General features: G+C 44.2%; 30 protein-coding genes and 1 tRNA gene. 12 read left to right on the forward strand and 19 right to left on the reverse strand.

What is annotated here, in order from left to right:
* Positions 1-572 precede the first annotated feature (572 nt).
* Entirely contained in the window at positions 573-1124 is a 552-nt protein-coding gene (locus AC0L6V_RS10170) for a hypothetical protein (RefSeq protein WP_409419757.1), read from the forward strand.
* A 642-nt stretch (positions 1125-1766) separates the two neighbouring features.
* Here AC0L6V_RS10170 and AC0L6V_RS10175 read toward each other — a convergent pair.
* On the reverse strand, positions 1767-1895 hold the full coding sequence (locus tag AC0L6V_RS10175) for a hypothetical protein (RefSeq protein ID WP_265218851.1): 129 nt from the start codon (positions 1893-1895) through the stop codon (positions 1767-1769).
* 141 nt (positions 1896-2036) lie between these two features.
* Here AC0L6V_RS10175 and AC0L6V_RS10180 point away from each other — a divergent pair, with 141 nt between their 5' ends.
* The gene (locus AC0L6V_RS10180; protein WP_265218850.1) at positions 2037-2606 is read left to right on the forward strand and encodes a hypothetical protein; all 570 of its coding nucleotides are present in this window, start codon (positions 2037-2039) and stop codon (positions 2604-2606) included.
* A 43-nt stretch (positions 2607-2649) separates the two neighbouring features.
* Here AC0L6V_RS10180 and AC0L6V_RS10185 read toward each other — a convergent pair whose 3' ends face one another.
* Positions 2650-3219 (reverse strand): KilA-N domain-containing protein, encoded by a 570-nt coding sequence (locus AC0L6V_RS10185; RefSeq protein WP_265218849.1) that lies wholly within the window; start codon positions 3217-3219, stop codon positions 2650-2652.
* A gap of 383 nt (positions 3220-3602) precedes the next feature.
* Between AC0L6V_RS10185 and AC0L6V_RS10190 the strand changes: the two genes are divergently transcribed.
* A complete protein-coding gene (locus tag AC0L6V_RS10190) occupies positions 3603-3932 on the forward strand; it encodes a helix-turn-helix domain-containing protein (RefSeq protein WP_265218848.1) in 330 nt (109 codons plus the stop codon).
* 7 nt (positions 3933-3939) lie between these two features.
* Here the strand turns inward: AC0L6V_RS10190 and AC0L6V_RS10195 are convergent, their stop codons facing one another.
* From AC0L6V_RS10195 to AC0L6V_RS10255, 13 genes are all read right to left on the reverse strand, one after another.
* Positions 3940-4260 carry a type II toxin-antitoxin system RelE/ParE family toxin gene (locus AC0L6V_RS10195; RefSeq protein WP_265218847.1) on the reverse strand — a complete coding sequence of 107 codons (321 nt, stop codon included), beginning with the start codon at positions 4258-4260 and terminating at the stop codon, positions 3940-3942.
* Between the two features lie 322 nt (positions 4261-4582).
* A complete protein-coding gene (locus tag AC0L6V_RS10200; protein ID WP_265218845.1) occupies positions 4583-5209 on the reverse strand; it encodes a tyrosine-type recombinase/integrase in 627 nt (208 codons plus the stop codon).
* Positions 5160-5741, reverse strand: coding sequence for a hypothetical protein (locus tag AC0L6V_RS10205; RefSeq protein ID WP_265218844.1), 582 nt, complete (start codon positions 5739-5741; stop codon positions 5160-5162). The genes AC0L6V_RS10200 and AC0L6V_RS10205 overlap by 50 nt, the downstream gene beginning before the upstream one ends.
* Positions 5738-6208 carry a hypothetical protein gene (locus tag AC0L6V_RS10210; RefSeq protein ID WP_418139001.1) on the reverse strand — a complete coding sequence of 157 codons (471 nt, stop codon included), beginning with the start codon at positions 6206-6208 and terminating at the stop codon, positions 5738-5740. Before AC0L6V_RS10210 ends, AC0L6V_RS10205 begins: the two co-directional genes overlap by 4 nt.
* A 115-nt stretch (positions 6209-6323) precedes the next feature.
* Positions 6324-6572, reverse strand: coding sequence for a hypothetical protein (locus tag AC0L6V_RS10215; protein WP_265218842.1), 249 nt, complete (start codon positions 6570-6572; stop codon positions 6324-6326).
* Between the two features lie 22 nt (positions 6573-6594).
* Positions 6595-7035 (reverse strand): HNH endonuclease, encoded by a 441-nt coding sequence (locus AC0L6V_RS10220; protein ID WP_265218840.1) that lies wholly within the window; start codon positions 7033-7035, stop codon positions 6595-6597.
* The gene (locus AC0L6V_RS10225; protein ID WP_265218839.1) at positions 7036-7386 is read right to left on the reverse strand and encodes a hypothetical protein; all 351 of its coding nucleotides are present in this window, start codon (positions 7384-7386) and stop codon (positions 7036-7038) included.
* 9 nt (positions 7387-7395) lie between these two features.
* Positions 7396-7533, reverse strand: a complete 138-nt coding sequence (locus AC0L6V_RS10230) for a hypothetical protein (RefSeq protein ID WP_418139002.1) — start codon at positions 7531-7533, stop codon at positions 7396-7398.
* Positions 7526-8224, reverse strand: a complete 699-nt coding sequence (locus tag AC0L6V_RS10235; RefSeq protein WP_418139003.1) for a hypothetical protein — start codon at positions 8222-8224, stop codon at positions 7526-7528. The genes AC0L6V_RS10230 and AC0L6V_RS10235 overlap by 8 nt, the downstream gene beginning before the upstream one ends.
* 3 nt (positions 8225-8227) lie before the next feature.
* Positions 8228-8668, reverse strand: a complete 441-nt coding sequence (locus AC0L6V_RS10240; RefSeq protein WP_265218836.1) for a phage regulatory CII family protein — start codon at positions 8666-8668, stop codon at positions 8228-8230.
* Positions 8669-8940: 272 nt separating this feature from the next.
* Positions 8941-9201 (reverse strand): hypothetical protein, encoded by a 261-nt coding sequence (locus AC0L6V_RS10245; RefSeq protein ID WP_265218835.1) that lies wholly within the window; start codon positions 9199-9201, stop codon positions 8941-8943.
* 24 nt (positions 9202-9225) lie between these two features.
* Positions 9226-9513, reverse strand: a complete 288-nt coding sequence (locus AC0L6V_RS10250; RefSeq protein WP_265218833.1) for a hypothetical protein — start codon at positions 9511-9513, stop codon at positions 9226-9228.
* A 47-nt stretch (positions 9514-9560) separates the two neighbouring features.
* A complete protein-coding gene (locus AC0L6V_RS10255; RefSeq protein ID WP_265218831.1) occupies positions 9561-9746 on the reverse strand; it encodes a Cro/CI family transcriptional regulator in 186 nt (61 codons plus the stop codon).
* 106 nt (positions 9747-9852) lie between these two features.
* Here AC0L6V_RS10255 and AC0L6V_RS10260 point away from each other — a divergent pair, with 106 nt between their 5' ends.
* From AC0L6V_RS10260 to AC0L6V_RS10295, 8 genes are all read left to right on the forward strand, one after another.
* Positions 9853-10497 (forward strand): LexA family protein, encoded by a 645-nt coding sequence (locus tag AC0L6V_RS10260; protein ID WP_265218829.1) that lies wholly within the window; start codon positions 9853-9855, stop codon positions 10495-10497.
* A 149-nt stretch (positions 10498-10646) separates the two neighbouring features.
* The gene (gene csrA, locus AC0L6V_RS10265) at positions 10647-10949 is read left to right on the forward strand and encodes a carbon storage regulator CsrA (protein WP_428981170.1); all 303 of its coding nucleotides are present in this window, start codon (positions 10647-10649) and stop codon (positions 10947-10949) included.
* 14 nt (positions 10950-10963) lie between these two features.
* Complete coding sequence (locus AC0L6V_RS10270) at positions 10964-11716, forward strand: hypothetical protein (protein WP_265218828.1); 753 nt, start codon at positions 10964-10966, stop codon at positions 11714-11716.
* Between the two features lie 18 nt (positions 11717-11734).
* Entirely contained in the window at positions 11735-12049 is a 315-nt protein-coding gene (locus AC0L6V_RS10275) for a hypothetical protein (protein WP_265218827.1), read from the forward strand.
* A gap of 24 nt (positions 12050-12073) precedes the next feature.
* Complete coding sequence (locus AC0L6V_RS10280; RefSeq protein WP_265218826.1) at positions 12074-12538, forward strand: hypothetical protein; 465 nt, start codon at positions 12074-12076, stop codon at positions 12536-12538.
* An 18-nt stretch (positions 12539-12556) separates the two neighbouring features.
* Positions 12557-13156, forward strand: a complete 600-nt coding sequence (locus AC0L6V_RS10285; RefSeq protein WP_265218825.1) for a beta clamp domain-containing protein — start codon at positions 12557-12559, stop codon at positions 13154-13156.
* An 11-nt stretch (positions 13157-13167) separates the two neighbouring features.
* Positions 13168-13476, forward strand: a complete 309-nt coding sequence (locus AC0L6V_RS10290; protein ID WP_409419761.1) for a hypothetical protein — start codon at positions 13168-13170, stop codon at positions 13474-13476.
* Entirely contained in the window at positions 13473-14711 is a 1239-nt protein-coding gene (locus tag AC0L6V_RS10295) for a tyrosine-type recombinase/integrase (RefSeq protein ID WP_265218822.1), read from the forward strand. Before AC0L6V_RS10290 ends, AC0L6V_RS10295 begins: the two co-directional genes overlap by 4 nt.
* A gap of 198 nt (positions 14712-14909) precedes the next feature.
* On the opposite strand, the gene AC0L6V_RS10300 is transcribed toward AC0L6V_RS10295, so the two are convergent.
* The 3 genes from AC0L6V_RS10300 to uvrB all read right to left on the reverse strand — a co-directional run bounded on the left by AC0L6V_RS10300 (position 14910) and on the right by uvrB (position 17301).
* Positions 14910-14986, reverse strand: a tRNA-Val gene (locus AC0L6V_RS10300).
* A gap of 83 nt (positions 14987-15069) precedes the next feature.
* Positions 15070-15258 (reverse strand): hypothetical protein, encoded by a 189-nt coding sequence (locus AC0L6V_RS10305; protein ID WP_111606279.1) that lies wholly within the window; start codon positions 15256-15258, stop codon positions 15070-15072.
* A 15-nt stretch (positions 15259-15273) separates the two neighbouring features.
* A complete protein-coding gene (gene uvrB, locus AC0L6V_RS10310) occupies positions 15274-17301 on the reverse strand; it encodes an excinuclease ABC subunit UvrB (RefSeq protein WP_418139004.1) in 2028 nt (675 codons plus the stop codon).
* Positions 17302-17573: 272 nt separating this feature from the next.
* Between uvrB and AC0L6V_RS10315 the strand changes: the two genes are divergently transcribed.
* Positions 17574-19298 carry a SulP family inorganic anion transporter gene (locus tag AC0L6V_RS10315; protein ID WP_409419764.1) on the forward strand — a complete coding sequence of 575 codons (1725 nt, stop codon included), beginning with the start codon at positions 17574-17576 and terminating at the stop codon, positions 19296-19298.
* A 34-nt stretch (positions 19299-19332) separates the two neighbouring features.
* Here the strand turns inward: AC0L6V_RS10315 and AC0L6V_RS10320 are convergent, their stop codons facing one another.
* The gene (locus tag AC0L6V_RS10320) at positions 19333-19650 is read right to left on the reverse strand and encodes a ComEA family DNA-binding protein (RefSeq protein WP_265218818.1); all 318 of its coding nucleotides are present in this window, start codon (positions 19648-19650) and stop codon (positions 19333-19335) included.
* Positions 19651-19803: the final 153 nt, after the last annotated feature.

Below are 19803 nucleotides of genomic sequence, written 5' to 3' on the forward strand. Positions count from 1 at the left end.
CCACCCGAAGGTGGTTCGAAGATCATTATCGAATCTTATTTTTCAACAGATTGCCAATGTACTGATAATACCGGAGGGGAACATCTAAATGACCCTTCATCAGTCGTAACCACCATGCCAACGCTATACTGCATACCATTGTGGACACAACGCTGATCTGATGAATCGTTAGAGGTTGTTACCGTCGGTTTCGGTGACAACTTAATCGTTTCGGCCTGAACAGGTACATTTAGAGACATAATACAAACGGCAACCAATGTTATTTTTTTCAACATAAACATTCCTATTTTAAAAAGTAATTATATGAATATCACAAACAACTGGATATCCATACAGTTTATATATGCAGTATTTTTATTTTCAAGGCGCTTCAACTAATTAATCCTACCTAGTCATTTAGCATGGCGGCGATAGATGCTCACACTATTTTGAACTATGCGAATTAACATAGTTTCCGATTTTTCGACCAGAAATGAGGCGATATGAAATACAACCCTCCTTCGCCAACATGGAATTCATAACTGTTCAAAGGTATATTACTCGGCTTTACTCTTGATAAATTGGGACGAGGAATGCGGAGAAAGATAGACGAGGTAGCTAAGTGGAGGCCGTTTACCGATGCAAACGGCCAAGTATACGATCTTAGTCACCTAGACGCCCATGAAGCGACCTACTCCGATATCATAAACGGGAAAAAAGAAACCTATACCTTTGTAGTTTCCTACTCGTTCCACTGCTTTGCAAAGGACTACCCTCATCAAACAGAAGCGGAAAAAGCGGATCTGATGTACCACACCCTAAAAGAAAGCAGGCCGTTTTGCTTTGTTCGATATGAATTATCAAAAAAGTATTTGAGACAAATTGTTGATGCCTTTGGAGACAAAAAAACCCGCATAGGACACGCAGGTTATGGAAGCTATGCCTCTGTCACTATCAACACAGAGGAAGAAGGGCAAATCATCTATTTCGTGCCCTTTAAGATGTACCGAGAGAAAAAGTTAATGAGGATACACATTACCAGTGCTTATCCTGAGGACGTGATGCCCAAGCTGGATAAGGTGAACTTTTTCAACATTGCGAAGAATCTTAGGTTAGGAAAACCGCTTCCCAAACCCCAGAAATAACAAAACCCGCCTAAAAGCGGGTTCCGTCGAGCATTGATCCAAATTTTGAGCCTATGCCCGATATTCAGAAAGCCTTTACCGGGTTGCCCTCGACCTTTTACGGTAGCCGGATGTGTGATGTGACTCACTCTGCTGCATCCATATGACATCTCTGTCAATGAATTAATCTTAGCGCCCCTATAAACATATTGCAACAACTTAAGAATGCTATCCTTCTCCGAAGTGTCGGCCTGTGGCGCTTTTCACTCGTTTGATAGTGTTGTTTGCCCAGCAGATTGATTTCCGATTTTTCGGCCAGAAATGATCGATCAAACACGCTAATTAGGTCATTTTTTTTCCTTAGGTCGAATTAAGCGCCATTTTTTGCTACTAAAACGTGGAAACTTGCCTCAATTTTGTCCCTACAATAGGTTCCTCACAAAATTACCATGAGGAAAATAAATAATGCGATATCTAAAAATTTGTCTAATCGTCATAGCATGCACTGCAACTGTACTATTTATAAAATTTGATGGTTTACATTGGATAAATGACCACTGTTATAAAAACCATACCGCATTTGAGGCAATGGCGAGCAACAGTGGACCACTCTGCCGCTAAACAGTGCCAAGGGGCTTTCGCCCCTTGTTTTCCTTCCCTGTTCTAACCCTCCCCAAAGTGTCGGCCTGTGGCGTTTTTGACGCGTTCGATGGTTTGGTCAACCCATGCGGGGTTGGTTTGGATTCTGGCGAGTTGTTGTTGGTAGTTTCGGATGATTTGGATCATGGCCATGATGTCGACTACGCCATAAGTAAGTCAAAGTTTTCACATAGCCGAAAAGTTTTTAACACAAACGTTTAGTGTAACACCATGTAATCGACCGTTCCCGCATCAAAAATCAAAATACAATCCCCATTCAGATAAGGATACATCATGAAAAGCACACTTAATTTAACTCAAAAGATAAATTTATTTATGCTTACCGCACTAATATTGATGGCGCCATACAGCTATGCAGACAATCTCGACTCCCCCAACAGAGAGCATGCTGCTATTTATATAATGACTCTTATAAATGCAAAAAATGAAGATATGCTCAATCAACCTTTCTATGTCGGTCAAGCAAGACAAAAAGGGTTGACTATCGATCAAATGGTTTGGAATCGTGTATCAGCCCACATGGGTGAACAAAAATTTATAGATGCATTGAAAAATAGTGGCGCAAAAAGCTGGCAATACTATATCCAATCTTCAAATGACATTGATGGATGGACGGCACTAGAAACAGATCTAAATGAGCAAGCCTATATTACAAACTATTGTGAAAGCAAAGACTTAACTCACAACCCTCCTCTTCTCAACTCAAGAAATGAAATATCTCAACAAAAAGCAAATAACAACTGGGCTGCCTCTAAGTCAGAGACCAAATACTTAGTAGATTCAGCAATATCAGGAAACGGGCCTAAGGCTGTGACAAATCCTCTCACTTGTTTCACAAAATAGCATTTTAAACACAAGGGGCTTTCGCCCCTTGTCCTTCCCTGTTCTAACCTTCTCCAAAGTGTCGGCCTGTGGCGTTTTTGACGCGTTCGATGGTTTGGTCGACCCATGCGGGGTTGGTTTGGATTCTGGCGAGTTGTTGTTGGTAGTTTCGGATGGTTTGGATCATGGCCATGATGTCGGTGGCGGATACGACGGCGATGCTTTCTGTGATGCCTAAGGATTTGGCGACATCGTTAATGAGTTTGAGTTTTTCGTCGTCTTGGATCGGGCTGGGTAAGGTTTGTTGCATCGGTTCGGGTTCTGGCTGTTGGGCTTGGTCGAAGGCGCGGATGACTTCTAGGTTGAACTTCGGGCTGATCCACATGGCGTAGGCGTACACCAATTCTTTGCAAACATAGGTTCCTCTATTTACTCCTCCATGAACCGTATTTACTCCAAGCACCAAATTTGGTGCTTGCTCAATTTCTGCAATTAATTCTTGAGTTTGAGCATTACGCATGAAGCGAAAAGGTGCGTGTTTTTTATCACTGCCAGCCGCTTTATGAAGATCATTAAGGGAATACAATCCGTCGAGTGTGCGGATGTCTTTTGAAGAAATAGTAATATGAGCCATCAGTGGCCTCCTTTGGTTTGGATAAACCACCCAAACAAGGTTCCAATCTTAGTAAAGGTGGTGGGTCTAAATCAGGTTGGAACTACCGCCCAAAGGTACGGCCCAGCCGAAGCTGGCCTAACAAAGACCCACCATAACAGGCGAATCTCGGCCACAAAAAAACACGCGGTGCGTGTTTTAGGCCGCTTTGGTAAAAACGAGGTTCCAATCCCGACACTGGATTTTGCCAGTGCAGGGAAATAGTAGATCAGGAAGACAGGGAGGTCAATACAAGAAAATAAGGATGCTGAATTGCATATGTTGACTTACCTGTCAAAAAAAACTAAGATTAATTTTATACGAAATTTTGTATATTTTTATCTCATGAATAGTAGGTTAGCATTATGGAAAAATTACATTACTCCAACATATTCGAAGCAATAGCAGACGATCAAGCTGAAGCGGCAGACCTTGAGTTTCGTGCAGATATGGTGCTTGTACTCAGAAACTACTTCAAGGCTCAAGAGTGGACTACGGCTGATATTATGCAAGCACTTGATATACCACAACCAAGAGTCAGTGAGCTTACCAGTGGGAAGGTATCTAAATTTTCGGCAGACAAACTGATTCGATTTTTGGCTAAAGTTGGCTACCAAATCAAGCCTTCCATGAAAATCAAGAAAGATAAAACTGTTACATTCAAATGTACAACCAAAGACTTAAGCGCTGCATAAGCAGCGCTTACTTAATTAGCTTGTAACGCTCTTTGGCCGTATTCATAGCCTTTTTATCTACTCCATTAGTGGTTTTTGAGAAGGAATGTAATATGTATACGGTGTCGTTATATTTCGCACAGTAGATAGATCTAAATGCAGGACTGCCATTTATTTTTAGCTCTATCGCGCCTTTACCAACACTTTTACCTATGTGCTCAAAATCGGTAAGTGGATCCTCTCCTTGTTGTACTGCATTGATACTGGCACCAAACTCCACTTGAATTTCTTTAGGTAACTTTTTGAACTCTCTTTTTGCTGCTTCGTTAATAAAATCAAAAGATTTCAAATTCCCGACCTCACTCAATATAAATCTAAAATGTCATTTTTCGAATAATATATTCAAAACAAAAAATCTTCAAGCATATTAAACAAAAAAGTATTAAATTAAATAAATAGCAAACCAACCTCTTCACAGACAAAAAGACAAAAATTTAAACAATTGATTTTAATAGCTTTTTTCGATATCACCAATCCATAAATTAATTGCCTTTAATATTAACCCATTACCTTTAACATTAATCTATTGCCTTTAATATTAATCTATTACCTTTAATATTAATCTATTCCCTTTAATATTAATCTATTACCTTTAATATCAATCCATTAATCTATTTTCTTAAAATTATATTCTTCCCCCACTCCCCCAACGCTTTGCGCATCTGTTCTCTCGAATGGGTGTGCATGTAGCGTTTGTCCAGTCCGTCCCGTTCGTGGTTGAGTAGCATTTCCCCAATCACCCAGTCGATGCCCATGTCTTGCCAGCTGTCGCGGGCGAGTTTGCGTATGTCGTGGCTGGTGAACTTGATGCCGACGTCGTCGCTGAGGCTTTGATACCAACGCTCTATGGTGCGTGTGGTGATGGGTTTGATGCCTTTGACGCTGAATATATAGGTGCCACGCTTGGGCAGGCTGTTGATCAGGTCCATGGCGTGTTGGGTGATGGGCAAGCGGTGCTCGGTGCCGTTTTTGGTGTTCTCTGGCGGTAGATACCATTCTAATTGGGTGGGCGAAAAGTGTTTCCATTCGGCAAGGCTGGTTTCGCCTTCGCGGGTGGCGTGTAGCAATTGCGTCATGAAGAAGACGCGGCGCTGTTTTGGTTGCTTATTAATAGCAGCGAGTAACGCGGGTAAGTCGTGGGGCTTGAGTCGCCCTGGTTGGCTGTCGGGCTGGGAGGTGGTGAAGCTGCTAAGCGTAATGTTTTTGGTGGGGTTGCTGGCAATGAGGCCGAGTCTCATGGGCGCGGGTGAAGGCGGTTTTCAGGGTGCCAAGCACGCCTTTTATGGTGGATAGTGCGTAATCGCTTTGCATGGGCATGTAGAGCTGTTTGTACAATAAGGGCTTGTCGATGTCGTTGAGTCGCACTTGGTCGAGCTGGCTGAGTAGATGGTTGCCTATGTAGCTGGACGAGGTGGACACGTAATCCGACGAGTAGGTTTTGTCGGCGTCGATGTGCTGCATGTACCACATTAAGACTTCACCGCCTGTTTGGAAAGCGGACACGGTGAGGCTGGCTTCCCGATCGGCCAAGGCGTTGGCACGTATGGCGGGAAGTTCGGCAAAGAGGGTTTTGGCGGTGACGGCTGGCCATTTGGCAAGCTTGGTGCGCTGGCGCTTTTTGCCTTTGTAGACGACATCGTAAAAGGTGCCACCCGTCCGCGCCGCGTTGATGTGAAATTCAACACGGCGCGCATCGTAGAGGGAACGCTTGTCTGTTTTCAGGGCGGCTTTGATGGTGGTGTCGGTGATCTTGGTGGTGCCTTTGGTCATGCAATGGCCCTTAGCTGTTCCTCTGTGAGTCTTGCGGCCAGTTCGGTTTGCAGCTTGAGCAAGAAGCGTTTGCGCCCTTCTGCTATGTTGTTGGCAAAGGTCTTTTCGCTTGGTGTGGCATGGGCGGGGCCAAGGCGTAGTTCGGCAGCGAAGGTAGGCAAGGTGGCGGCAATTCGGGCATTGGTAAGCGGTTTGCCTTTGATGGTCTTGCGCCCTTCTGCCAGCACCGCAGCAAATAAGCAAAGCTTTTGCATTTGTGACAGGTCACAAAAGAGCCAATCAAAGCCTTTGTCTTTGACGGATAAGGCGCGGATTTGTTTGATCATCGCGGCGTTGCTGTCGCCACCACCGCCAAAGGTGGGCGTGATGCCCAGTTGAGCGGACTCACAAATTCGCCCTGTGTTGCCCACGCCAGACCAACCCGCGTCGGCTGAACTGGATATGAGGTACGTTACTTGATCGTTCACGATCCGCCATCCTAGCGCTCCTAATGTGTTGGGTTTGTCTCGATTTAGCCAGCGCATTGTTTATTGATTCCTATATAAAACGTGGTCGGTTGGTTTGAAACCTTGTTACTATTTCTCAAACACCCACAGGTCGTGGGTATGCGTTTTTCATGATTTCTGAGATTCGAATGGGGTTCGTGATTTGATCCCAATCATGAAACTCAATATTCACTAATTCCCATAACCCCTCATCCTTCACTTTTAGAAAGACGTAGGCTCCTTTAAAAAAATAAATGTAATTACAGTCACGTGGCGCCTCACTCCAGCTAGCAGTAACCTCAGAGCCATCGCCAAAATGATAGCGGATTAAGTTTTCTAGACTCATGTCATCCCCCTTAATAAATCTTTCAACTGACACACTCCCCTCTGTCCAGTAGCGCATTCTTTTCAAACCAAAAAACGACAGGGTTGTCATTCGTTTCGATCAATCCGAAACGCTCTCCAGTTCTAAAATTGACAGAAGACCTTCTAGCCCTATCAATCTGTTGTGCTATCTCATTTCTGAACTGTTCGACAGAAAAACAGCCTTTGAACAAATTGCACGGAGCGCACGCAGGCACCATATTATTAATATGATCAAGATGGGGTTTATGGCATTCGCCCGTCTGACGCACCTCAAATACATATTTATTTTTTCTTTCTTCTCGTGGCACAGCCTCGGTAAGACGCTGTATTGGCTCAATATGATCTGCATGCCACCCTTTTTTCGGTAGTTCTATTCCGCAATACCAACAATATCCTCCTGACTTATTCCAAACGGCTTGTCTTTCTCTTTTTGATAAAGCCATCTACCCTCTCCCCAACAATGCTTTAAGATCCCCAACCCGCTCACGGCCAAACACTCGACGACGTAATAGCTCGCTTTCGCTGATTTTCTCGCCGTATTGCTTGGGTTGAATAACGTCTCGTTTGAATCGCTCGCCACGCATCCACGCCTTGCACACGTCCTTGTAAACCTTGGCAAAGGCTCTTTGGCCTGCCCCTGTGTCGCGGCGGCGTAGCTTGCTGAAACCAACTCGTCGCCCTGCTTCGTAGACCGTGTCGTGGCTGGGTTTCCAGTGCGCTAGGTCGTGGGCGTTGTTGGCGGCTTCGAAATACGCCGCGTCGGTTGCTGGGAATTCATCAAACAAATCGTACATGGTTCGCTCCTACCAATCGGTGTCGTGAATGTCTGTCAAACTGTCGCTAACTTGCTGCTTGGCCACGGCTGGCGGCGTCGGTCGCTGTGCGGCAAACTTCATGGAATTACGCATCCACAACCTCCAAGCCGCGATCCAATCAAGCATCTTCGAGCACCTTCGCTTGGTGATAATCTAAAAACTTATTCGTCTCGACCCGCCAGTCATTCGTGATTTGGTTTTGTGCGAGCCAATCGAGCATTCGCTGATCGACCAAGAACTCATCCGGAACGCCAGAAGCACGTTTTGGTTTTTTGGGTTTGGGCGGAACGACCAAAGAATTAGGATCATTGGTTTTTGTATTACTAGTAATATAATTAGTCGGATTTTTTTCCGAGGTTTCTCGGATAATTTTCCGAGGTTCTTCGGAAATATTTCCGTCCTCTGGATAAATTTCCGCTTCGTTACTTTCAGGTTCTCGGATATTTTTCCGACCTTCGGAAGTGCCCGTGTTATCTGGGATTGGGGCGTTTTGGTCAATAGCATTCCAAAGCTTACCTTTCGTTGTTAGCGCGATGTATTGGTAATGCATCTTGTCTTTTATAACGACCTTCAGCTTAATGATTCCAAGCCTCTCTAGGCTCTTCAAATGGCGAACGATGGTGTCTTCCTTATCTGTCACCATAGGCAACTCAGACAGCAGCTTAGACTTGGCAAACCAGTAATAGATTTCACCATCCATTAAGGTACCATCCGCCCAAGAAGACGCTTCACACACAACCGACAGCACAGCGCATTGGGGCAAATTAAGCCCCCATTCCAGTGCTCTAACTTGGTTGATGTATAGGCTGTATCTCATGCCCTACCCCTTAATCTGCTTCATGCTGTGCTGTAATACCGATTCACGAAGCTGCATAAGCGCCTCGATGGCTTCGGTGATTTCGCGCTGGCATTGCTCTTGTTCACGCATGGTCAGCTCGCCGTCTTCCATGGATTTATGGATCATCGCCAACACATCGCCGTGTTCTTTGCCGGCTTTCAGCACAGATTCCAGAATGCCCAGCGGTGCGGCTTGCTTCGCCTTAATGCTTAGCTCCATGCCCATAGCGCGGTAGATAGCGTGGTTGCCCGTAATCAACTGCAACGCCACGGCCTCACGCAAAGACATCTTGTGCGTTTCCGTTTGCGGGTTTGCCTTGTTGATCAAGACTTGATGCCCTACGCCCATCAGCGGCGCGATTTGCTTCGCGGACAGCTCCGAGTTGTGCACCGTGTCGTAAATGGCTTGGTCGATGTGATCCATTGTTTTCTCCTGATAAATACAAACGTGTGCAAACCTTGAAGCCACGTTTTTAATGTTTTACATTCGGTATTCCATTACTCAGAAAGCAAGGAAAGCGCATGAATATTGAGATCTACACAAAAACTGATGCCCGAGTGAAAACCATCGAAAATGTAAAAGGTCCTATTCCACGCACAGGTGAAATTCTGTCTCTAAAGCAAGATCCCGACTTAGTGGAAGACGTTGATGAATTCATCGTCAAAGAGGTCGAATACGTTTTAAAAAACAATGAACTAAGCCCCATCATCAGATGCGTTCCTTACTTTGGCCGCCATTCCCGAGCCTTCGTTATTGAAGACTTCGGTTGGAATGGGAACCCTTGATAACTGTTTAAGGAGCTGATCCAGCATTTCACCAGTAGCGTTTAACTGGTGAAATGCGTCTGTTTCACTTAAACCAGCATTACGCAACTGGCCAGTGGTTCCCCATAGCTGCACTCGTAACTTAGAAAGAGACTCCTGCACTTCGCCTAAACTGCACTTATGCTTACTCATTGTTTTCTCCTGATAGATAACGAGCTAATCCCTACGGTTCATTGCAATGTCTTTCTTGGTGAGGATTCCATCCCAGATGTGGTCGAAGACACGAGGCGTTATGTATTGAAAAGAAAGCCCGTTGAGAACTAATTCTGTTGCCTCTTTAGTACTCACAAGGTGCTGATAAAAATGCGTGCCTTGTAAGTTTGAATATTCAAGTGACGCTAAAGCGGCATCACAAGCCTTTTTAAGATCACTGATATCGCCAATCACACTGGTGATATCAGGTGCTGGAAGGATTTTTCGTGCTCTACTTTTGTGCTCACTCATTGTTTTCTCCTGAAATAACTAAACGTGTTCTGATTAAAAATCGTTCGCTAAGCTGATTTGGTATAAAGCGCTGGGTCGTACCTCAACGCGCCGTTGGTCAGCTTCTCGATTCGGAGGGCTTGCTTCTCAGGGATTACAACACCCCATTGAGAAACAGAGCTTTGTGAAATTTTTAAAAACTCTGCAATCCTTGTCGCGCTACCAAAGTGATCAATCAATCGTTGTTTGAGCATGTCTCGTCCAATCTGCAATTTAAGTTTTCCTAATATTAATGTCTTAGGAAAACTTAAGTCAAGATAACTTAAGATTACTTACATAATTTTTTTTAGGATTCCTTAAATGAAGACTTTAGGATTACGTATTCGTCAAAAGCGTAATGAGCAGAACATCACGCAATTGCAGCTCTCAAAATTAGTGGGGGTTTCTCACGTGACTGTCTCTCAATGGGAAAGTGATACAACCGCGCCAAAGGGAGAAAACTTATACAAGCTTGCTCAGATACTAAAAACACAAGCCAACTGGTTGATATCAGGAATTGACTCTCAGCATGAAAGTAATGTTGTCGTCGCACCATTGGCACCCAAGACCAAAAAACTACCTGTTATAAGCCATGTGCAAGCTGGGGCTTGGACAGAAGCTATAGATTACATGGCTCTAGGTGACGACATTCAATGGGAAGAAGCCCCATCCTCTGTAGAGGAAAATGCTTTTTGGCTTAAAGTCATTGGTGATAGCATGACGGCTCAAAGTGGCATTAGTGTTCCTGAAGGTAGTTTGATACTAGTAAACCCCAACATACCTGCAGAAAATGGGAGCCTAGTAGTTGCTAAATTGGATGGTACCGATGAAGTCACTTTCAAAAAACTAGTGATTGATGCAGGGCAAAAATATCTAAAACCTTTAAATCAAAGCTACAACCCACTGCAGATCAATGGCAATTGCAGAATCGTAGGTGTAGTGACCGAATCAAAATATAAGTTTTAAGCTCACCTCTCTCATACACTAAACCTGCCAATGCGGGTTTTTCTTCGACAAAATATTAAGTTTTCCTAAATTTTGTTTGACATACCGTTTAAGTTTTACTAAGTTACGACTTAAGCAAACTTAAATAACCAAACCAAAGGACAGGAATCATGTTAATTCTAACTCGCAGACCGCAAGAAGCCATCTACATTGGCGACACCATCAAAGTCACCATTTCTAGCATCAAGGGCAACCTAATCCGTGTTCGCACAGCCTCACCAGAGCTGCTTGTCGTCACTCGTAAAGTGGGTGAATCCATCAACATTGGCAAAGACATCAGAGTGACGCCCTTAAGCATTAAAGGCATGCAAGTGCGTTTGGGCATCGAAGCGCCAAAAGACATCAGCGTCCACCGCGAAGAGATCTACGAACGCATTCAGGCTGGGGTAACTCAAGAAGCCACAGCCAACTAATAAGGAGAGTTACCATGCCAAATCAAAATCAAGAATTTACACCAAGCACCAACCCAATGACCGATACAGCGCAAGATATCTTTGCCACTGTTCTTAATCAGCGTCTTCAATCTGGTGTGCTTGAACAGGCTATAACCAAGAAAGTTGACGCATTAATTGAAGATGTAGCAAGTGATGTGTTTAGAAGTTATGGAGACGTAGGAAAAGCACTTAAAGAACAATTCAGTAAGGCAATCATGCCCACGCTTGAAAGCATGGGAGATTTACCAACCTATCACGAATTTGTCTCTAATCGCCTTAAGCTTGCAGCGCAAAACTTCTACGACAATCGTTTAACGGAAGTAATGGATGCAGAGCTAAAAGAGATCATGAGTGAACTACCTGAAGAAATCACTCTATCTTGGCTTGTTGAACAGATAGTTAAAGAAGCACAAGAGTATGAAGACGAGCCAGAGGGTGAAATTACTCTAATTATTGAAGAACGTAGATATGGCAGTTTCATCAATATCTATTTAGATAAAGAAGCTGGCAAAGAAAAAAGAGAATGTGATTATGACCTTCACTTGCACCAGAACAAGGAGACATCGAAGTGGGAAATAATAGGACTTCGAGTTGATGGTCGAGAGGCTGGCGCACAACTAAGTATTGGGAATTTATACAACACCGACAAGATTCTCTTCAACATCTACGCCATGAAAGGCCAGATAAAACTTGATCAAGGTGATGATGCTGACGATTACGAAACCTCTTGGTCAAACTGGGATTAATAAGCGTCATTTTCAACTATGAGCACCAGCACACAACGCAAGCAAGCCCAACGAGAAAGAGAAAAAGCCTTCGACATCAAGCGTGTCGAAGTGCCTTTATCAGCAACAGAGCGGCAAATGCTAGCAGAAGGGTGCGAGTTTCGAGGCGGTTACACCGCATCAGAATACATCGCCACTCTCATACGAAGAGATTACGAGCGCATTCAAGAGATCAAGAAGACATTAGGCGATTGCCAGTACTGCAACCGCCCTCTTCCTCAAGGATGCGAACGATTACACAAAGGCCATAAAGATTGCTTTCACACACGAGAAGCACGAAAACTTTCTTTGTGACCTGTCACAACATAGGTGAATTGAATGAACACAGAATCAATAAACTGGAACAGCGACCAAATCGCAGGACACGACGCCAACAGCAATCCAATTACCGTGGGGGAATTGGTCGCTGCCATAGAAGGATACGAACTGCTTGTCTGCATCGCCTCCATGCCAGACAGCATGCGTGACAACCTAGCCCGCGCCGCTGCCGAAAACTACCGCGTTAAAAGCAAAAATGAACAGCTAGAACGCACGGTGAAAGAGCTAGAAAGCCAGCTCAACACCTCTTTCTCACGAATCAGCGACCTACTCGCAGAACGTGCAGAAATAGACAACAGCAAAGCACTAGAAATCTTAGCCATCTACGCCAACCCAAAACACTGGCGCAACCCATACAACCAGCATGGAGAGCTGGACGCGCAACAACAAAGCGTCTTTGCCAAAGGCTACCACGGCTTTGAACTGGCCATGTCAGTGCTGAAAGACAAACAACAAGCGGCTTAAAAAACAGGGAGAGTAATCATGCTAATTCCAATTAAACCTGAAAACTACAAAGACATCACCATCGAGCAACCAGAGTTCGAAAGACTAAGTATTCCAGCAAAAATCATTCGAGCTGCACAATTATTTAGAGCTAAAAAAGATGTCCGTTTTTACTTAAAGGGCATCCTTCTTGATCCTCAAGGGTATATTTCGGCTACAAATGGACACATAGCCATTCGCATTGAATGTGAAGAATGTAAGCGTCTTTCGAAGCAAATGATCATCGACATTAAGGGCAGAAAAATCCCTAAAAAAGCGACCAAATTAGATTTGGTAAGTATGAGTAGTAAGCATGGCGTCATCCTAATGAATGGCGCATCAGATGAAGTTAGGTCTTTTAGTGTTATAGATCATAAGTTTCCAGATATGAACAAGGTTATGAGAACTCTACCGCCAAGCCCAGCAAAAGAAATTCAGGTAGATCCAAGCTACATGAAAGAAATCGCAAAAGCACGGAGCATCTTAGGCTTTAAAAAAGGCCCAATCATAATGAAATTCAATGACGGCGATCCGATTGAAATTAACATTCCATCAAGTGAATTTGCCGCCAAAATTGTACTGATGCCAATGAAATATTAAGGAGAAGGATGATGAGCCAAATCAAACCCAAGTGGCCACGCAAACAACGCCTAAGCGAATACGCAAAAAATAACTTCGTTGACCCCAAAGCAGAACGAGCAAACCTATGTCGCCAATGTCGTCAAGGTGAGCTTCCTGCAACAAAAGAAGGGAACATCTGGTTTATATGGGTTCTACCCGATGGATCAGCCGCTTACGGCTATTCAGAAGACAAACCAGTACAGAAGCAGGCAAAAATGGATCGACCTAAAACAGGCAATGCCATTGCTGATGCTATTCTTTCAAACTACGTAATGGACAAAGGGATTGAGCTAAGATGAAGCCTCGTAAGAACAAGTTATGCGCCAACCTTAAAGTCATCACTCGCCCGAACGGCAGTAAATACTATTACTACAAAATGCCCGATGGCACTATGGAGTCACTAGGTCGAGACATCCCTAGCAAAGTTGCTGAAGATGCCGCTATGGCGCTTAACATTGCTCTTAACAACCAAGAATCACTCATCAACCGCATATCAAAACGCGCCGAAGAACTGCGCAACTACAACCCACAAAACCCGCCCATGTCGCAAGTCATAGACGAATTTAAAGTCACCAACCTTGATGCCGCACTTGAACAAGGCAAACAAAGTAAAGAAACCATTGAAAGCAAAAAATACAAGCTAGACGAGTACATGGCCAACTGGGCCAAAATTCGAGTGCAAGAAATCCGCACCTTTGACCTCGCCAATCTAGTCAAAACAAAAACACCGCACGCCCAGGCAAAGCATGTCCCATTATTGCGAGAGCTTTTTCGCTATGCCGTCACCACAGGCTATCGAGACGACAACCCAGCCAACGAACTCAAAGCCGCCACGCCAGAACCAAGACAACGCGAACGACATACACTCAGTGGCTATATGAAAGTCAGAGAAGCCGCTCCAGATTGGCTAAAACGCGCCATGGACATTGCCATGTACAGCCTTCAACGTCGAGGCGACCTAGTAGAGATTCAGTTTTTAAAAGACATCAATCTACAAGAGCGGACCATTCGAATACTGCAACGCAAAACCCAACGATACAAACACCCTGTTTTTATCGATATAGCCATGGGCGATATTTTATGGAATTCAGTTCAAGACGCCATATCAAGCAAAACGCATTGCCCTTACTTAATACATTGCCGCCCTCTACGAATGGACAAACGCGACATGGCAGCCAAACCCCACCCTTTTTATGTTATGCCGGATTATTTAACAAAGCAGTTTCGTAAATGGCGAGACAAAAGCGGCGCCTATGATCACCTAGCACCAAAAGAGCGCCCCATGTTTCATGACATACGAGCACTAGGCATTATGCTTTATCACAAAGCCGGTTACCCGAAAGAGTACATCATGGCATTAGCTGGCCATGCAAAAGAAAGCACAACAGACCACTACATAGAAGGGCATGAAAAACCTAAGCCACTTCGAGTCGCGGCAGAATTAGACATCAGCAGCATCGCAATAGAAGACATAGATTGGCGGCAAAACAAACTTCCGCCAGAACTGGCAAAATTAATCGATGAAGAGGGCTAAACAGCCCTCTTTTTTTGGCCTGAACGAAAACATCAGCATAGAAAGCCTAATCCGCGTCCACTAAACAGCAAAAAAACACCATGAAAAATGCTTAGAAACAGGCATCGTTAGGAAATTTTTCGGAAATTTTAAGGAAATTAAAAACAAAAAAAGGGCCTACGAATTAACGTAAGCCCTTGATTTTATTACTTAATTAGGTGGTAGGACTAGGCGAACTCGAATCGCCGACCTCTACCATGTCAAGGTAGCGCTCTAACCAACTGAGCTATAGTCCTAAAAAGTGTTGGCTATTATACGCAGAGGTTTGCTTTTGACAAGCCCTAGAACACACTTTTTGAAGTCTTTGTTTTAAAACTGTTTATTCGTCGAATGGAACGAGCAGTTCATGACCAATAACTTCGTCAATTAGACCGTAAGGTACTTTGTATTTTTTGTCTTTGAACCTAACCAGTACATAGTCGTAGCACATTTCGATCACGGTGCAGTTGACGATGACACCCTTGTCGATAACCCGAATGATGTTGTAATTTCTTAACGTAATAGCCATGTTTGTTTCCCGCTTTTAGGATTCACCTACGTCTTTTAATTTTTTCTGCAACTGACGAATCTGGTCTCGATAACCGGCTGCCAGTTCGAATTTCAGTTCTTCTGAGGCTAACATCATTTCTTTTTGCAGTTGGATCATGGCTTTACGAACTTGAGCCACGTCTTCCATGCTTTCCACTTGGTAATCTTTTGCCGTCTCAGCGACTTTCTTAGTTTTGCTGCCGCGTTTGCCCGCACCTGGGTTATAAGCGCCCTCCATGATATCTTCAACCGATTTGGTGATACCAACTGGCGTGATACCATGTTCCTCGTTGTAGGCCTGCTGTTTTTCACGACGACGATCGGTTTCATTAATGGCTCGCTCCATAGAACCTGTGATGCGATCCGCGTACAAAATGGCTTTACCATTCACGTTACGGGCGGCTCGACCTATGGTCTGAATCAGCGATTTTTCCGAACGCAAGAACCCTTCTTTGTCAGCATCAAGAATGGCCACCAGACTCACTTCTGGGATATCCAAGCCTTCTCGTAGCAAGTTTATACCAACCAAGACATCAAACTCACCCAAACGTAAATCACGAATGATCTCCACTCGCTCTACGGTATCGATGTCTGAATGCAAATAACGCACTCGAACGCCATGATCACTCAGATAATCACTTAAATCTTCCGCCATGCGCTTGGTCAAGGTGGTCACCAAAACCCGCTCGCCGATTGGCGTACGCAGATTAATTTCAGATAACAAATCGTCAACTTGCGTCGCTACGGGGCGCACTTCTAAAATAGGGTCAATCAAGCCAGTCGGGCGTACAATCTGTTCGACCACCCAATCTTGATGCTCTTCCTCGTATTTGCCCGGTGTGGCTGAGACAAAAATCGTTTGCGGTTTAATCTGTTCCCACTCTTCAAATCGCATTGGGCGATTATCAAGAGCTGAGGGCAAACGGAAGCCGTATTCGACTAGGTTCTCTTTACGAGATCGATCGCCTTTGTACATGGCACCGATCTGTGACACGGTCACGTGGGATTCGTCGATAACCAACAAAGCATTGGCTGGTAAATAGTCAAACAAAGTGGGCGGTGGCGAAGCCTCTTCCCTACCCGATAAATAACGCGAATAGTTTTCTATGCCGTTGCAGTAGCCCAGCTCTTGCATCATTTCTAAATCGTATCGTGTACGCTGATCAAGGCGCTGCATTTCGACCAATTTATTCAGCGACTTTAGCTGCTCAAGGCGTTGATCTAACTCTACCTTAATGCGCTCAATGGCGGCTTGCACAGTTTCTTTTGGAGTCACATAGTGAGTTTTCGGATAAATGGTGACACGCGGCACTTTACGAAGTGTTTTATTGGTTAACGGGTCAATCATCGATAAGGTTTCAACTTCGTCATCAAACAGCTCGATACGAATCGCGGTGTCTTCAGAGTCCGCAGGAAACACTTCAATCACATCTCCACGCACACGAAAGTTACCACGCTCTAATACCAAATCGTTGCGGCTGTATTGCAGCTCTGCCAAACGTCGTAACACATCACGCTGATCAATGCGATCACCTCGGTCAAGGTGCAACATCATTTTTAAATAAGATTGTGGATCGCCCAAACCATAAATCGCTGAAACAGTGGCAACGATAATGACGTCTTGTCGTTCCAGTAACGCTTTAGTCGCAGACAATCGCATTTGCTCTATGTGTTCGTTGACTGATGCGTCTTTTTCAATAAAGGTATCCGATGCGGCCACATAGGCTTCTGGTTGGTAGTAATCGTAATACGAAACGAAATACTCTACGGCATTGTTGGGAAAAAACTCTTTGAATTCTCCGTAAAGCTGTGCCGCCAGTGTTTTATTATGCGCCATGACAATAGTGGGACGCTTCACTTGCGAAATCACATTGGCAATGGTGTAGGTTTTCCCCGAGCCTGTTACCCCAAGTAAGGTTTGATGGGCTAAGCCCGCTTCAACACCACGCACGAGTTTTTCTATGGCTTTTGGCTGATCGCCCGCGGGTGAGTAAGGTGAAACAACTTGAAACTCTTGCGACACGGATTTTTCCCCAAGCTATACAATTGACTCCATAGATTAACAAATTTTGCAGAAAAGGTCTGGTATTTAGAGTATTCATCTAGACGACTTTAAGGAAGAGTCGGAAAAACTTCCCCGTTAGACTTTATTAATTTCACTATCAAATATAACATAAAGACATATTCTTATAACGCTTCATATAAAACACAGACATCACTACGATTGGCAACAATCAAAGTCTGCCCTGAGCGTTCACCCAGCGACCTAGAAGGGTAAAATTTTAAGCGAGTCACATGAAAAAATTGGAAAGATATTTCCCTGCTCTGAGTTGGCTTAAAGGTTACTCACGCGCTGATCTGCAAACCGATACTGTAGCCAGTTTCATTGCCACTATTTTATTGATACCGCAAAGTATGGGTTACGCTTTATTGGCAGGATTACCCGCTGTAACAGGCCTCTACGCTGGCATTATTCCTTCTATCTTATATGCTTTTTTTGGTACAAGCCGCACACTGGCTGTCGGCCCTGTTGCTGTCACCTCCATGATGACAGCGACCATTCTGATGCCATTCGCACTACCAGGAAGCGAACAATATGCCGCCATTGCCATGATGTTGGCGTTTTTATCGGGGGTATTCTTAATATTGATGAGCCTATTAAAAATGGGCTTTCTGTCTAATCTACTCAGCCATCCTGTTATTTCTGGTTTCATTAGTGCTTCCGCTATATTAATCGCAGTAGGACAGTTCAAACATTTAATTGGCGTCCAGGCTCATGGCAATAATCTTATCGAGCTGACGCAAAGCATGATGCGGCATATCCAAGACATTAATTTGCCTACTGTGCTTTTAAGTACCATTTCCATCCTATCTTTAATATTACTCAAACGTTATCTCACCCCCATTTTGAGCAAACTTGGCCTGTCAGAGCATTACGCTCAAATGCTTGGAAAAGCGGGGCCGGTTATTGTTGTGGTAGCCACCACCAGCAGTGTGGCTTTGTTTTCCCTAGACACTCTCGGAATTAAAATTGTTGGCGATATAAACACAAGCTTACCCTCCATTCCTTTCCAACAATTTACAGTCGATGCCATGATTGATCTATTACCGGGAGCATTTCTGATCAGTATTGTGGGCTTTGTTGGGTCTGTTTCTGTGGCTCAATCCTTCGCTGCGAAACGCAAGCAAAATATCAACCCAAACCAAGAGCTGGTTGGATTAGGCTTAGCCAACTTAGGCGCGGCATTCAGTGCTTCTTTTCCCGTAACTGGCGGCTTTTCGCGGTCGGTTGTCAACGTCAGCGCAGGGGCAAAAACCCCAATGACAGGCATACTCACGGGGTTGTTAATGCTAGTAACTTTGCTCTTTTTCACGCCGCTTTTTTATTACCTGCCAACCGCGGTACTAGCGTGCAGTATTATTATCTCGATTTTACAACTTATTGAATTCAACAACCTGTTGAGGCTTTATCGCTTTTCGAAACAAGAAGCACTGGGCTTATTAGCGACTTTTTTTGTCGTGTTGTTTGTCGGCATGGAAACAGGAATAATCGTCGGCGTCTCGTTATCGCTTTTATTCTTCCTTTGGCACACTAGCCATCCACATATTGCTGTGGTTGGCCGACTCCCTGGAACAGAGCACTTTCGTAACGTAAAACGTTTCGACGTAGAAACAGACCCAGAAGTTATCACCATTCGAATTGATGAAAATCTTTTCTTTGCTAACGCGAGAGTCCTTGAAGATTATGTCTTAACATTGGTCTCTCAACATAAAGACATGAAACATCTCATTCTCATGTGTAATGCAGTCAATATGATAGATGCTAGCGCATTAGACAGTTTGGAGACCATTGACGACAGATTGAAATCCGCAGGTGTCATGCTGCATTTCTCTGAAATTAAAGGGCCTGTAATGGATAAATTAAAAGAGTCGAGCTTAGTCACAAATCTGAGCGGTCAGATCTTTTTAACCCAACATCAAGCTATGAAGGCTTTAACCAAGCAGCAAGCAGAAATATGATCTGCCTGCTGCAATTGAGGCTCAAAAAGCCATGTTAATTGACCGAGGCATTATCGCCTGCCGCCGATACTCTTAACAGATCTTTGTTACGAGACAATAACGCGTCACCAATACCTTTTACCTCAGACAACTGATCAATCGATTCAAAACGACCATTGGCGTCTCTATAAGCAATAATGGCTTCGGCTTTTTTTGCGCCAACACCGGACATAACCGCAGCAAACTCCGCCGCCGTGGCAGTGTTAATATCCAAAGGCGTGGCAGCAAAAAGTGAGAAAGGCACAAGAGACAGTGCAGCAACAAAAAGTGAACGAGAAATGTAAGTACGAAAAATACGAGAGAGATTGGTCATAGAAAAATCCTTTTCAAAGTCTTAACAAAAGATGGCATCTTGCCAATAAAAAACCACTTACTATGTCGACATAAGGTCAACACAAGTAAGTGGTTTTAGAGTAAAAGCTTTTTAGTCAGACTTCAAGGGTCTTTTTTGTCTGATATCAAAATG

The sequence above is a fragment of the Marinomonas sp. G8-14 genome, assembly GCF_055808935.1.